Source organism: Pediococcus damnosus, from assembly GCF_001437255.1.
Taxonomy (GTDB): Bacteria; Bacillota; Bacilli; order Lactobacillales; family Lactobacillaceae; genus Pediococcus; species Pediococcus damnosus.
This window is the reverse complement of sequence record NZ_JQBD01000060.1, coordinates 1-12,773: the sequence shown is the minus strand read 5'-3', so window position 1 is coordinate 12,773 and position 12,773 is coordinate 1. Positions and strand designations below refer to the sequence as shown.

Sequence of the window (12,773 nt, the reverse complement as noted above, 5' to 3'; positions counted from 1 at the left end):
TACTTGACTTATCACCACAAGGCTTATTTATTGAGAAAGGCAACTATTACTTTTCTTATTATAAAGCGCTTTCATTAAAAAAAACAACTTATTATTTAATTGTTACATAATTTTTATATAAATCTTCAAATATTGTCAACGTATCCACATGTTTTGTTGTATAGGAAGCCTTTTTTATACAATAAATAATGCAATTTTGATTTTGGATTCAATTCAGGATAGACTCCAAAACCGTAATAATTTTCTTATCAAAATTAACATTATTAAAAATACGATATACCTGTATAACAAGCTACTTGTTATTTTACTCAAAAAGGCCCACAATAAATGCGTTTTAAAACAGTGTTTTAATCCATGGGGGGATAAATATGAATAAGAAGTATCAAGAACTCTATAATTTAATTGTTAAAACAATTAATAATCCTGAGGTTGAGACATTACCAAAAATGCAAAACGCACTTTCTAAAGCTGCAGAGCAGCTAAAAGCAGGCGAAGATTATACAAGAATTGCAGTTGGTGTATCACAAGCGATTAGTGATTCTTATTTGGCCAATCGCCAGATAATTCAATCTTTAAAAAACGTTTTTAAGTATGTAAAACCAGATGCAGATCCAGAAAAATTGGACTCTAAAACAAAGCGTGAAATGGGAATTATTACCGGTTATATTCGCTCACCTTTGAATAAAGATAATCTTTTTGATTAAACTAAAAGACCGTTATCGTCAACGAAATGTTGATATAACGGTCTTTATTTATCTATTTTATTGGGCATACTGGGATCGAACCAGTAAATTACGGATTCAGAGTCCGAGGCCTTACCATTTGGCGAATGCCCACTAAATTACCTCTATAATATTACCGTCTTTCTAGCAAACTGTCAATAAGTCTTCCCCCTATTTTGCCTATTTCCATCTAAAAGTTATAGAAATCTGACAACTACCGGGGTTTTTGCTACAATGGAGGTAGTTTTGTGAGGTGAAAATATGGCTACAAATTCTGATTCAATCTATAATGTTTTATCACAAGTTTACAACCATCCTGATCGTGCCGGTATAAGTACGTTGGGATATACAAACGTCGTGCAATTGAATATTAGTGATGATATGCAGGTTGCTAATCCGGAAATTTATTTTCCTGACGAAACGTTGCTTGTTGATCGGCTTTCTGATGCCTTTGTAGATAAATATCGCACACTGCTCGATTATTTTAATACCTATACTGGTAAACCAAAGAAAACTTATCGGGAAGTTTGGGTAACAACTGCTCACGTTTTAAAACAAAAAGCTTATATGCTCGAGTTAACCTATGAATAAGAAAGAAATTAAGGCAGCTCTGGCTGATACTAAAGAAAAATTGGTAATTTGGGCAGTGATTGCCATCCTTGGTTTAATTAGCGAAAGTTTATTGCCTTACGCATTTGTCCCTTACATTATCATTGCAATATTTGTTTATTGGGTCTACCTATTTATCAGTTTAATTTATCTAACTTTTTTAGCACGAAAAAAGGCTAATTAAGAGCTTGGGTATTGACTTTAGGTCCCAAATACGATAAATTAGAAAAGTACTAATTGACTAATTGCCCGCTGGTCAAATTGGTTTAAGACGTCGCCCTCTCAAGGCGGAGCTACGGGTTCGAACCCCGTGCGGGCTATCATTGAGAACTAAATAAGCCTCAAAGCATTGTTAATTCAGTGTTTTGAGGCTTATTTTTATTATGAAAAAATCTACTTTAAAATCGTTAAAAAACAAATAAAAAAGATCACCCAGATACACTCCGGATCATCTTCTCAATAGAATGATTTATAAAGTTGTTTTCTTATTATCCTTAGTTCCCAACAATTTGCCAACCACTGGCAATTTGCCAAACTCATCTGCACTATCTGAAGGGACCACAACCAGATTCGTATCAGATTTTGCCAAATCAGAAAATGCGTTGATTGACTGGTTCTGGAAATACTTGTCAGTAGCTTCTGTCAACCCAGCCTGGACAGTATCAATTCGATAACGCTCGGCGTCAGCTCGCGTCTTAGTTGCATCAGCTTCGGCCTTTGCAGTCGCCATTAACGCATCATTCTTTGCTTTAGTGGTCAATTCGATTGACTTAGCTTCTCCTTCAGCTTTCGCAATGGTGGCCACTCGTTCCCGATCAGCGGTCAATTGTTTATCCATTGCCTCTTGAATCGCATGTGAAGGGGTTAACTCATCTATATTGATTCGATCAACATTAATCCCATATGTGTTAGTCAAATCACCAATTGCCAATGTTAGTTCTTGATTAATCTTAGCAGTTGACCCCAATGCCTCATTCAGGTCCATTCGTCCAATAATATCACGCAAATGGCCACGCACAAGTTGTGCCATTGATTCAACAGAATCCGTGTTTTCATACTGATATTTAACAGGATCAGTGATATGAAAGTTTAACGTCAAACTAGCCGAAACATCCGCATTATCCTTGGTAATAATTGAATAATTCGGTAATGCTAAAGGCTCCATCGCTAAACTGACATTTTTAATCTTTTGAAAAAATGGGACATAAAAATGAAAACCTGGATCAACACTATGTTTATATTTTCCTAATGTTTCTACTAGTCCACGATTATTTTGTGGTACAATTCTTAATCCAAATGGCATATTTAGACTCCTCCGATTTTCTGGCATTCGTGCATGAACTGTTCTTTCTGGTTTATCATGATTGTCGCGCCGATCTCGTTTACTTCGCTTATTTCGCTTATCTGGTTTTGGCGTTGCATGTTGTCTGTTTTGAATAGCTTTTTGCTGAGCCTGCTGATACTGGTTCACATACTCGCCGTTCATTGCCGCTTGCATCTGCCCCCAAAAACCAGATTGCTGCTTTTGTTGATTTGCCATCTTTTATCTCCCCCAAAATGGCTAAATTTTTTGTAACGTTAAGATATTCCCGTTAGCTTCAATAACAGCATACTTCGCTGTCGTATCGACATTTCCATTATCATTAATTAAATAACGATAGTAGATCCCGGAAACAAAGGCAAGTCCATGGTCAACGTTTAGGTCTTTTCCCAAAACAGTCTGACCAATAATCTGTCGATTTTCAAAACTTTTCGTTCCATGATTGTTCGACAGTAAACTCACAATATACATATTGACGCTTTGGTTGGCTCGATTGGCTTCTTCAGCTAATCGATCGTAAAGCCCTTGGTCCAAACGCAATAAAAAACGTTTGTCCTTTTTCTCATTCGCCATGAACTGACCGTCTCCTTTCAATATCATTCTGATATCAATTCTATTGTAAGCGATTTATGTACCATAGTCAATAAAAAATAGCCTGTTTCAAATAAGATTCGAAACAAACTATAAATAAATTTATTGAGATTTTAATTACGCTCTTTGTTCGGCCTTTTGTAGCCATTCAAGTCGTTTCTTTTCGTTAGCTTTCCAAGTATTACTACGATCTACATTGCTTGATAATGGTTCCCCATTTTTTAGTAATTTTAATTGCGCTGCATCGTCAAGCTGTTCCAAATCATTTTGATGAGTTGTTTTAATAATTGTACTGAGCCGATTGCCAGTGTCTGCTGGCTTCCCATAATCATTAAACGTCCCACAAATTCTGAACACAGGTAACCTCTGGACAAGTTCTTTTGAAGTTATATCACGATCAAAATATTCTTTGACCATGGTCACAATCAAAGTATTCAAACCACGTTCATCATAGGAAACGTAATTTTCTTTATCCACAGTAAAAACATCTCGGTCATACGCAAACTCGGTAGATTGTTTTACCGCATTACTTTTAGCCTCAAGCGCTGGAAAACCGCTTTGCAAAATATAATAACAATTATTGTCTGAATCAATTGCCTCGGTCAACTGAACTGAATTTTCTGATGAACGATTACCTACGCCTTCTAGAAATTCGGCACCGATAGCTGTAATTTTAAACTGTTTTTTGAATAATTTCTCTAACCATTCTTTAGCTTGGGTCACATCCACCAAATACTTTGATTGATCCTTCCAGAATTGATCATTTGAATAGCTATCGCCAAGATTGAATTTTTTATATAATTTTGACCATGTTTGAATTGTGTCAATCGTCGGGACTAACGCAATTTTTGTATAGTTTGATGCTTGGATATTATTATCCAAAAAAGTCCCAGCAGCATAAACACCGCCAAATTTTAAATAATCAGTTCGGTTCTTACCAAAAATTTCACTATTTGCCATACGCTTTTTCCTTTCGACTTTTAAACAACTTTTGCTTTTACGTTACTAGAAAATTGAACCGATTACAAGTACATAAACCAGTTGAAATTATTTTCTAAGCCATAAAAATCTAAAAAAATAAGGCTAGTTTCGAATCAGTAAATTTACACTTGCTGGTTCTAACTAGCCTTATTCTTAATTTATCAAAACTCTAAAAGTCCTATTTACCAAGGCGTTCGTTGAGTTCTTTTGTTTGAGCTTCATAACCAGGACGGCCAAGAAGTGCAAACATATTATTCTTGTACGCTTCAACACCTGGTTGGTTGAATGGATTAATTCCGTTCAAGTAACCAGATACACCAACAGCAGCCTCAAAGAAGTAAATCAAGTAGCCCAATGTGTAAGCATCTTGTTGAGGGATGTTAACATTCATAACTGGCACACCACCATCATTATGAGCCAAGGTAACACCTTGATGAGCTTTCTTGTTAACTTCATCCATTGTCCGGCCTTCCAAGTACTTAAGACCATCCAAATTCTTATCTTCCTTAGGGATGTTCAAGTCATGGGTAGGTTTGTCAACATTGACAACTGTTTCCATGAGATTGCGACGACCCTCTTGAATGTATTGGCCAAGTGAATGCAAATCAGTTGAGAAATTAGCTGATGAAGGATAAATCCCCTTCTGATCTTTTCCTTCTGATTCACCCATTAATTGTTTCCACCATTCGCCAAAGTATTGTAACGTTGGTTCGAAGTTTTCTAACAATTCAGTTGTGTAACCTTTGCGATATAAAATGTTACGTAATGCAGCATATTTGTAAGCATCATTCTTAGTTACATCAGGATTCTTGTAAGCGTCACGCCCATCTGCAGCACCCTTCATTAATTGGTCAATGTCGCCACCAGCAACAGCAATTGGTAACAAACCAACAGCGGAAAGTACTGAGAAACGACCACCGATATCATCAGGCACAACGAATTCTTCGTAGCCTTCAGCATCAGATTCCACCTTTAAGGCACCCTTTGCTTTATCGGTTGTTGCAAAGATCCGTTCCTTAGCGCCAGCTTTACCATACTTAGCAATTAATTTTTCCTTCAAAACACGGAATGCAATTGAAGGCTCTGTAGTTGTTCCTGATTTTGAAATGACGTTAATAGAAAAGTCACGATCACCAATCAAGTTTACTAAATCTGTTAAATAAGTTGAGCTAATTGAGTTCCCAGCAAAGAACACTTGAGGGATACCACCGCGTTGCTCTTTAGGAAGCAAGTTGTAGAAAGTATTTCCAAGGAAGTCAATTGCTGCACGGGCACCCAAATATGAACCACCAATACCAATTGCAACAAAGACTTCAGAATTACCCTGAATTTTCTTTGCTGATGCTTTAATACGAGCAAATTCGTCTTTGTCATAGTTCACTGGTAAATCAATGAAGCCACGGAAATCTTTACCAGCGCCTGTTCCTTCGCGTAATTCTTTGTCTGCAGCTGTAACAAGTGGTTGCATCTCAGCAAGCTCATTATCATGAACAAACTCTGAAACTGCTGAACTGTCAAACGAAATATGTGCCATTATTTAATTACCTCACTTAATATTTTTGGTATTTCACTAACTCATTATACACCCGTTTCCTAAAATTTGAAGCGTGACCAAAGTTAACAATTTGATAAAAAGCAAACAAAAAACCGAAAGCTTTGTGCCATCGGTTTCTCCTACATATTAAAATTCAAATTTATTGCATCATTCCTAATATAGTGGAACCTACAATAATTAGAGCAGATCCAAAAACCACATATTGCATTTCGCGATGCGTTTTGTGTTCGCCCAAGAACCAGATACTCCCGAACGTCGAAATAACAATTCCGGCTTGTGCAAGTGAGTAACTAATTGCCAGACCAACTCGAGGAATTGCCAAGAACATGAAAATGTTTCCGACTCCCCAGATAATACCTGTAAGCATATTAGCCCATGTATGGCGATTCTTGAAAGCTGTAACAGCCGCCTTTGAAATAACAACAAAGATAACTGCTCCAATAAACATCCCAATGGCTTGTGGCAAAATAACCGCTTTAGCATTCACATTAGCAAAACGCACAATAACAGTATACCCAATGTACCCAATTGTGGAGATAATCAATGCCCGAATCCCTGCACCCATATCTTCATCTTTGTTGTGTTCTTTATCATTTTTATCACGCAACGAAGTAAATGTGGCTCCAACAATTAAGCAGATTACAGCAACTGTTCCCATTGTAATCATTTTTCCAGTTTTCCATTCATGCCAAATTAAAACACCGGCCAGTGCATTTCCTGCCAATTGTAATCCAGTTGACAATGGAACTGTCTTTGACACACCAATTTTTTTCATTGACGTAAATTGCATGCCTTGACCTACTGCCCAGAATAATCCAGACACAATACCTGCAACCCACACTTTAGATGTCAATGTTGGTTGATATAAGAACCAAGTAAATATGGCAAATACAATGGCTCCCATAGTCATCCCCAACGTTTGCTGAGGTGCCGTTCCACCTAAACGCCCAGATACAAGTCCAATACTGCCCCAAGCAATTGCTGGGATCAGTGCAATTATAATACCCATTATAAATTCTCCTTATTCTCTCTAAAATTAATGTCCATACCAAGACAAAAAGACATTTTAACAGTAACGTAATCGTTTTTACAAGTGATAAATTATTAAATTTAATTGATATACTATATTTTTGTATCCTTGAGGACCTGACACTTCAACAATTTAGCCACTTATTTTTTGTTCATAAAAGCATTGGTCTAGCCCAAAACAAAAGCGGGATTTTTCCAACTTTTAGACTTTCTTCCATAAAATGGTCATATAAAAATGGAACTGCATTTTCACAATTAAATGTGTTAAAATAGAAATGTTCGTTTAACGCAACTTTTTACACATCGTTGTAATATATTTTGGGAGGATTTATTTATGTCATTAGTTAATGGTAACGAAATCTTTGCTGAAGCTCGCAAAGGTCATTATGCAGTTGGTGCTTTTAACACTAACAACTTGGAATGGACTCGTGCTATTCTTGGCGCTGCACAAGAAAAGGGTACACCCGTTTTGATCCAAACTTCTATGGGAGCTGCTAAGTACATGGGCGGCTACGAACTTTGCTTAAACTTAGTTCAACAAACCATCAAGTCAATGAACATCACAGTTCCAGTTATCATGCATTTAGACCATGGTAACTACGAAGCTGCTAAAGAATGTATCGAAGTTGGTTACAACTCTGTTATGTTTGATGGTCACGATTTACCATTTGCAGAAAACTTAGAAAAAACTAAGGAAATCGTTAAGTTGGCACATGCTAAGGGCATGTCTGTTGAAGCCGAAGTTGGTTCAATTGGTGGAGAAGAAGACGGTGTCATTGGTGAAGGCGAATTAGCTAATGTTGAAGAAGCTAAACAGCTTAACGCAACTGGCGTTGACTACCTTGCTTGTGGAATTGGTAATATTCATGGCCAATACCCAGACAACTGGACAGGTTTGAAATTCGAACGTCTCCAAGAATTAGCTGATGCTATTTCTACACCACTTGTTTTACATGGTGGTTCAGGAATCCCTAAGGACCAAATCCAAAAAGCTATTTCAATGGGAATTGCAAAGGTTAACGTTAATACTGAATGCCAGATGGCATTTGCCAAAGCAACACGTAAGTACATTGAAGAAGGACATGACCAAAATGATATTAAAGGTTATGACCCTCGTAAATTACTTGCACCTGGTACAAAAGCTATTGAAGATATCGTTAAGAGTCGTATTGACTGGTTCGGTACTCCATCAGTTAAATAATTATTAATATAATTGNAAGCAATCATTCAAATTTGAATGATTGCTTTTTTTGTTGCTCTTATTTACTTTTTTCTGGCGGCATCGTAACTGTAAAGGTGGTCCCCTTACCTAACTTACTATCGACAACAATTTCACCACCATGTGCTTTCACCAGTTGATGGACAATTGCCATTCCTAAACCTGATTCCCCATATTTAGTATTTTTCCGGGAAGGATCAGCCTTATAATACCGTTCCCAAATGTTTTTCATTTGTGTTTCTGACATGCCAATTCCAGTATCGCTAATTGTGATTACACAATTCTTAGTTTCATCATTATGAGCAGCAATTGTAATGGTTCCTCCAGTGGTAAACTGAATCGCATTTTGCATAATATTAAATATAATTTGAACAAAACGATCATAATCTGCATACACACGCACATCTTCTGCCACATGCACCACAAACTGATCTTTGGCCTCATTGGCTTTTTTCTGCAGTTGTTCAATTAAATTATTCACAACGTGATATACAGGAATATCGCCACGGTTTAAAATGATTTGATTAGTTCGAATCTTTTCATAATCTAAATTATCATTCACCAACCGAATCAATCGTTTTGTTTCATTACTCATTAATTGTAAACTTTCTTCACGGCTATCCTCAGGAATTGCATCATACGTTAAGCCTTCCAATAATCCATTAATTGTTGTAAGTGGTGTCCGCATTTCATGAGCCGCGTCTGCTAAAAATTCACGCCTTCACTGTTCCTGTCGTTTAATTTCTTCATCAGATTCTTTCAACGACTTAGCCATATGGTTAAAATCCGTCGCCAATCCATCAATTTCATCATTGCCCTTAGTTTGGACTTTAACATCAAAATTTCCTTCACCAATTTTATGAGCAGCCTTTCGGATCCGATCAATTCTAGATACCGAATACTTGGCCAATCCATAAGCAATAACAATTGCGGCCAATCCGGAAATTAAAAATGCAGTCAACAAGTTATGCTGAATTCGCCGCATATTTGATTCAATGTTGGCCACTGGTGAGCCTACCGAAATTACTGCAATTAAATTACCACTTTGGTTTCGATAAGGCTTAATAATATCAGTGGTGGTATGCTTCCTTTGCCCACCAACCTGATTGAGATGACGATCCGATCTTGTCGTGATCATTTCACCCTTTTTTAATTTTTCCCATTGCTTAGAATTTATGGCCGGAGAATAGCTATTCTTAGGATAGGCAATTGTATTTTGTTTATTATAAATCGTGAAATGAACAGACTGATTGGCCAGCAACCGCTCGCTACTTTCTAACCCAGCTATTTGAATGCCTTCAAAATCACCACTAGTACTGACTACCACTGATTGTTGAAACACACTATCTGCATATCCTTCAAGTTGTTTCCAAGTATCTCGGTAAACCATTCGATTTGAGAATTGGATAAAAGCAATTCCAAAAACAATTACTGTTGTCAAAATAACGACAAAAAAACCCAGCATTTGTTGATACAGGAGTTTCAATTTCATACTTAATCCCCCGCCTTGCTATCATCAAATTTATAGCCAACTCCCCAGACCGTTTGAATCACTTGTGGGCCAACCTTCTCGATTTTTTGGCGGAGCTTTTTAATGTGGGCATCCACGGTGCGTTCATCCCCATAGAATTCATAATCCCAAACAAGTTGAAGCAATTGTTCACGTGAAAAAACTTGTTTGGGCTTTTGTGCAAGCGTCTTAAGTAGATCGAATTCTTTGGGAGTTAAATCGGGAATCAATTTATCATCCAAATAGGCTTCCCGTGTGGATGAACTTAGTTTGAAATTATTAGTTTTTACATCAAAGTTTTCAGTCTTATCATTTTCCTGGCTTTTATCATCGATTCCGCCCATTTGTGCTCGTCGATACAGAGCCTTAATCCGTGCAATTAAAGTAATTGGACTAAATGGCTTCGTAACATAATCATCGGCCCCCATTTCTAGGCCTAAAACCTGATCACTTTCCGAATCACGCGCAGTTAACATAATAATTGGCACTGTTTGAGATATTTGACGAATCTCCGAACTAACCGTCATTCCGTCTTTTCCAGGTAGATTCAAATCTAACGTAATCATATCCCAATCATCAGGAGATGCATTAAACATCTCCATTGCTTCATTTCCATCGTATGCAAAATGTGCATCCCATTGTTCCTTTTTAAAAAACATGCCCATCATTTCAGACACCGATTTATTATCTTCAATCATTAAAATTTTCATTTGGGTTCCTCTTCCCTACATTATCCATATCCCTAGTATAATTCAAACACCTCTGTAAACCTAGTAACCTTTTTTTAATTCACTAGTTAGAATAGCGTCTGAAGATTAATCTTAAGTAAAATCACCCTGATAAGCACGATAGTTATAATCTTTTATTCGGCATGTTAAAATCTTTTTATAGTTAACTATTTTGACAATTTGAGAGGAGCAATTTTAATGTTACTTAGAGTTCAAACTACCGATGATAAGGTGCTTTATGTCAACGAAAACCAAATCGCTTATGTTGAAAAGCTTGACACCAGTGTTTTAGATGAGGAAAGTAATTGGCAAGTTCATCTTACGGACGCAGAAACTAGTTTCACTGTCGCTCACTGTGAATTGAAACGACAAGAACAAGTTGTATAATACAACTATCCTTAACTCCTATATTAGGAAGCGATAGTTTGGAACATGATCTAAATGATATTAATTTTTCAGATGATAACCATGAAGTTGATTTTCAAGCGGCCAGCCTAATTAAAAGAAACCATCAACTTTTAATTTGTGAAACGTCTAGCTCAGGCGCCGATTTTGTGTTTGTTGGTGTCAGAACTAAATCTGGAAAACTCTGATCAGCTTCACAAAAAACTAAATCGTACTCAAAAATACTTTTCCCTTAAGAACTAAGGGAAAAGTATTTTTTCATTTAGTGTTTGTTGGACACTAGATAAATTATAGGCAGTCCCTCTGAATTATGAGCATTCTACTACCTAACCGCTTGTAAAAAAATAGTCTTCAGAATCCAAACCTTATGCGGTTTACTTTCTGAAAACTATTCATAAATATTGTCTGAAACTTCAAAAATATTTTTAGTTCATTTAAATCTAATCAAACATTTTCTTTGCTGCTTTAGCTAATGTCTTCAAATCTTTATCATAACGCGGTGTTTTGACCAAGTTGGCCATTGGAATTCCTGCAAAATGATACGCAGCGATTTCTCCGGACCGAACCGCACTTTGCTCTGTAAAGACCATTTGATAAGGCTGCTCAGCAAATTCGCCAGTGAAGGCCAAATTAGTAGCATGCTTTGGAATTACCTTTGGACGATCAGTTTTAGCTCGATTATTGAATAATGCTGATGCATATGGCATATAAACTGGAATACTGTTAATCACACTCGCCATAATTTGTTCAGATTTGTCGCGAATGTTACCTGGGCCAGGATCAACCTTTGATAATTGACCAATAAGTTCTTGAACCATTTCTTTTCCAGTCATTTCAATGTATGGTTTATCAACAAACTCTCCTCGACGTCGTGGATACAGGAAGTATCCCCAAATAACACTTTCATTGGGCTTTTGTGTTGTGAAATGGGGTTGATGATGCACAACAATCGACATATTGACATCCTTTTTGCCAAGCGCTGTAATTGGGCTTGTTGAAATAAATGAATTTAATGCGTTCCCAGGAACCTGCGTTGTAATTCGAGTAATTTCATTTAATAACAAATGATTTTTAGTTGTCAAAGTAAAGCTGACCCACTCACTAGCATCCCGGTCGGCAAAGAACTTATCTGGATTTCCTAAATCGTAAAAGCGCTCCGTTGCTTTCTTCCACAGACTAGCGGCAGCCCCATAGTCTGGGTTTTCCGGTGCGGGTGTATTGAAGTCACCCATCGTTGCGGAATCAGTAATTGAGCCGTTTGTAAAGATCACCGCTGTATCATCATCAATGGTTACGTGCTCATCCTTACCGGTGGTGGTGTTTTTCATAGTTAAACCAGTAACCGTGATTTCGTCTTGCATGGTCGTATCTTTAAACTCCCAATCGGTTACTAGTCGGTTCAAAACAATCTTGCAGCCTTGATCACGTAAATAATTGATCAACGGTAACATAATACTTTCATACTGATTATATCTGGTTCGATTTACACCTACTAAATGTTCAATTTGAGTAAATTCATAAATCATCTGGTGCATGTAACGCCGTAATTCTTGGGCAGAGCTTTGCAATCTGAAAGCAAATGTTGTTTCCCACATAAACCAAAAGTTCGTCCCAAAGAAATGAGGATCGTCACTAAAGTATTGAGCAATCGTGACGTTATCTAATTTTTCTTCTTCTGAATCAGGCATTGCAATTAGTTTAGTCAGATGCAGGCGGTCCTGATTAATCAAACCTAAGTGACTACCATTAATGATTCCTTTACCGCCTTCAAGCAACCGTGCCTTATCAAAAGTCCGATGTTTGGCATCAAAATCACGCGTATCTTCGGCTGCCGTCATATTCTTTTCTGTTGTAGATGGAATTCGATCCAACAAATCCATTAAATCAACATACGTCCGATAGTTAAGCATCCGACCACCACGGGCAACGTAGCCTTTACGATTTTCCATAGGATGATTCTTGTTCCAGTATTCATCGGTCACAGTATCCGTTGGTGCCCCATCATTGGAACCATGGTCATCTAGTGAATAAAAAGTAATTTGTTTTCCATTCCAGTGTCCTTCTTGAATCAGAGGTACTGTCAAACGTACCCGATTTTGTCTA

At 37.2% G+C, this 12,773-nt stretch carries 13 protein-coding genes, 2 tRNA genes and 1 pseudogene; 7 read left to right on the top strand and 9 right to left on the bottom strand.

Annotated features, from left to right (window positions below):
* Nucleotides 1–368 precede the first annotated feature (368 nt).
* Nucleotides 369–704: a bacteriocin immunity family protein gene (locus IV84_RS07615; RefSeq protein ID WP_046870802.1), complete on the top strand. Its 336-nt coding sequence runs from the start codon at nt 369–371 to the stop codon at nt 702–704.
* A gap of 60 nt (nt 705–764) precedes the next feature.
* On the opposite strand, the gene IV84_RS07610 is transcribed toward IV84_RS07615, so the two are convergent.
* Nucleotides 765–836, bottom strand: a tRNA-Gln gene (locus tag IV84_RS07610).
* A gap of 147 nt (nt 837–983) precedes the next feature.
* Here IV84_RS07610 and IV84_RS07605 point away from each other — a divergent pair.
* The 3 genes from IV84_RS07605 to IV84_RS07595 all read left to right on the top strand — a co-directional run bounded on the left by IV84_RS07605 (nt 984) and on the right by IV84_RS07595 (nt 1,651).
* Nucleotides 984–1,313 carry a hypothetical protein gene (locus tag IV84_RS07605; protein ID WP_046870803.1) on the top strand — a complete coding sequence of 110 codons (330 nt, stop codon included), beginning with the start codon at nt 984–986 and terminating at the stop codon, nt 1,311–1,313.
* Entirely contained in the window at nt 1,306–1,515 is a 210-nt protein-coding gene (locus IV84_RS07600) for a hypothetical protein (RefSeq protein WP_046870804.1), read from the top strand. The genes IV84_RS07605 and IV84_RS07600 overlap by 8 nt, the downstream gene beginning before the upstream one ends.
* A gap of 63 nt (nt 1,516–1,578) precedes the next feature.
* A tRNA-Glu gene (locus tag IV84_RS07595) sits at nt 1,579–1,651 on the top strand.
* 149 nt (nt 1,652–1,800) lie between these two features.
* Here the strand turns inward: IV84_RS07595 and IV84_RS07590 are convergent.
* The 5 genes from IV84_RS07590 to IV84_RS07570 all read right to left on the bottom strand — a co-directional run bounded on the left by IV84_RS07590 (nt 1,801) and on the right by IV84_RS07570 (nt 6,788).
* Entirely contained in the window at nt 1,801–2,634 is an 834-nt protein-coding gene (locus tag IV84_RS07590; protein WP_046870833.1) for an SPFH domain-containing protein, read from the bottom strand.
* Between the two features lie 258 nt (nt 2,635–2,892).
* Nucleotides 2,893–3,225, bottom strand: a complete 333-nt coding sequence (locus IV84_RS07585) for a toxin-antitoxin system HicB family antitoxin (RefSeq protein ID WP_046870805.1) — start codon at nt 3,223–3,225, stop codon at nt 2,893–2,895.
* Between the two features lie 135 nt (nt 3,226–3,360).
* Complete coding sequence (locus IV84_RS07580) at nt 3,361–4,203, bottom strand: hypothetical protein (RefSeq protein ID WP_056986351.1); 843 nt, start codon at nt 4,201–4,203, stop codon at nt 3,361–3,363.
* A 199-nt stretch (nt 4,204–4,402) separates the two neighbouring features.
* The gene (locus IV84_RS07575) at nt 4,403–5,758 is read right to left on the bottom strand and encodes a glucose-6-phosphate isomerase (protein WP_046870807.1); all 1,356 of its coding nucleotides are present in this window, start codon (nt 5,756–5,758) and stop codon (nt 4,403–4,405) included.
* 160 nt (nt 5,759–5,918) lie between these two features.
* Nucleotides 5,919–6,788 carry a GRP family sugar transporter gene (locus IV84_RS07570; protein WP_046870808.1) on the bottom strand — a complete coding sequence of 290 codons (870 nt, stop codon included), beginning with the start codon at nt 6,786–6,788 and terminating at the stop codon, nt 5,919–5,921.
* A 354-nt stretch (nt 6,789–7,142) separates the two neighbouring features.
* On the opposite strand from IV84_RS07570, the gene IV84_RS07565 reads away from it, so the two are divergent.
* Complete coding sequence (locus IV84_RS07565; RefSeq protein ID WP_046870809.1) at nt 7,143–8,009, top strand: class II fructose-bisphosphate aldolase; 867 nt, start codon at nt 7,143–7,145, stop codon at nt 8,007–8,009.
* 58 nt (nt 8,010–8,067) lie between these two features.
* On the opposite strand, the pseudogene IV84_RS07560 reads toward IV84_RS07565, so the two are convergent.
* Together IV84_RS07560 and IV84_RS07555 are read right to left on the bottom strand one after the other, a co-directional pair.
* Nucleotides 8,068–9,513: pseudogene (locus IV84_RS07560) on the bottom strand (ATP-binding protein).
* Between the two features lie 8 nt (nt 9,514–9,521).
* Nucleotides 9,522–10,247 (bottom strand): response regulator transcription factor, encoded by a 726-nt coding sequence (locus tag IV84_RS07555; RefSeq protein ID WP_046870810.1) that lies wholly within the window; start codon nt 10,245–10,247, stop codon nt 9,522–9,524.
* 216 nt (nt 10,248–10,463) lie between these two features.
* On the opposite strand from IV84_RS07555, the gene IV84_RS07550 reads away from it, so the two are divergent.
* The gene (locus IV84_RS07550; RefSeq protein ID WP_046870811.1) at nt 10,464–10,652 is read left to right on the top strand and encodes a hypothetical protein; all 189 of its coding nucleotides are present in this window, start codon (nt 10,464–10,466) and stop codon (nt 10,650–10,652) included.
* Nucleotides 10,653–10,690: 38 nt separating this feature from the next.
* On the top strand, nt 10,691–10,858 hold the full coding sequence (locus tag IV84_RS10905) for a hypothetical protein (protein ID WP_155386934.1): 168 nt from the start codon (nt 10,691–10,693) through the stop codon (nt 10,856–10,858).
* A gap of 252 nt (nt 10,859–11,110) precedes the next feature.
* On the opposite strand, the gene IV84_RS07545 is transcribed toward IV84_RS10905, so the two are convergent.
* Nucleotides 11,111–12,754 carry an oleate hydratase gene (locus tag IV84_RS07545; RefSeq protein WP_081036087.1) on the bottom strand — a complete coding sequence of 548 codons (1,644 nt, stop codon included), beginning with the start codon at nt 12,752–12,754 and terminating at the stop codon, nt 11,111–11,113.
* Between the last annotated feature and the right edge of the window lie 19 nt (nt 12,755–12,773).

Excerpts from the sequence above, each read along its gene's own strand:
- IV84_RS07615 (WP_046870802.1), top strand. The coding sequence starts at position 369 with ATGAATAAGAAGTATCAAGAACTCTATAATTTAATTGTTAAAACAATT.
- IV84_RS07605 (WP_046870803.1), top strand. The coding sequence starts at position 984 with ATGGCTACAAATTCTGATTCAATCTATAATGTTTTATCACAAGTTTAC.
- IV84_RS07600 (WP_046870804.1), top strand. The coding sequence starts at position 1,306 with ATGAATAAGAAAGAAATTAAGGCAGCTCTGGCTGATACTAAAGAAAAA.
- IV84_RS07590 (WP_046870833.1), bottom strand. The coding sequence starts at position 2,634 with ATGCCATTTGGATTAAGAATTGTACCACAAAATAATCGTGGACTAGTA.
- IV84_RS07585 (WP_046870805.1), bottom strand. The coding sequence starts at position 3,225 with ATGGCGAATGAGAAAAAGGACAAACGTTTTTTATTGCGTTTGGACCAA.
- IV84_RS07580 (WP_056986351.1), bottom strand. The coding sequence starts at position 4,203 with ATGGCAAATAGTGAAATTTTTGGTAAGAACCGAACTGATTATTTAAAA.
- IV84_RS07575 (WP_046870807.1), bottom strand. The coding sequence starts at position 5,758 with ATGGCACATATTTCGTTTGACAGTTCAGCAGTTTCAGAGTTTGTTCAT.
- IV84_RS07570 (WP_046870808.1), bottom strand. The coding sequence starts at position 6,788 with ATGGGTATTATAATTGCACTGATCCCAGCAATTGCTTGGGGCAGTATT.
- IV84_RS07565 (WP_046870809.1), top strand. The coding sequence starts at position 7,143 with ATGTCATTAGTTAATGGTAACGAAATCTTTGCTGAAGCTCGCAAAGGT.
- IV84_RS07555 (WP_046870810.1), bottom strand. The coding sequence starts at position 10,247 with ATGAAAATTTTAATGATTGAAGATAATAAATCGGTGTCTGAAATGATG.
- IV84_RS07550 (WP_046870811.1), top strand. The coding sequence starts at position 10,464 with ATGTTACTTAGAGTTCAAACTACCGATGATAAGGTGCTTTATGTCAAC.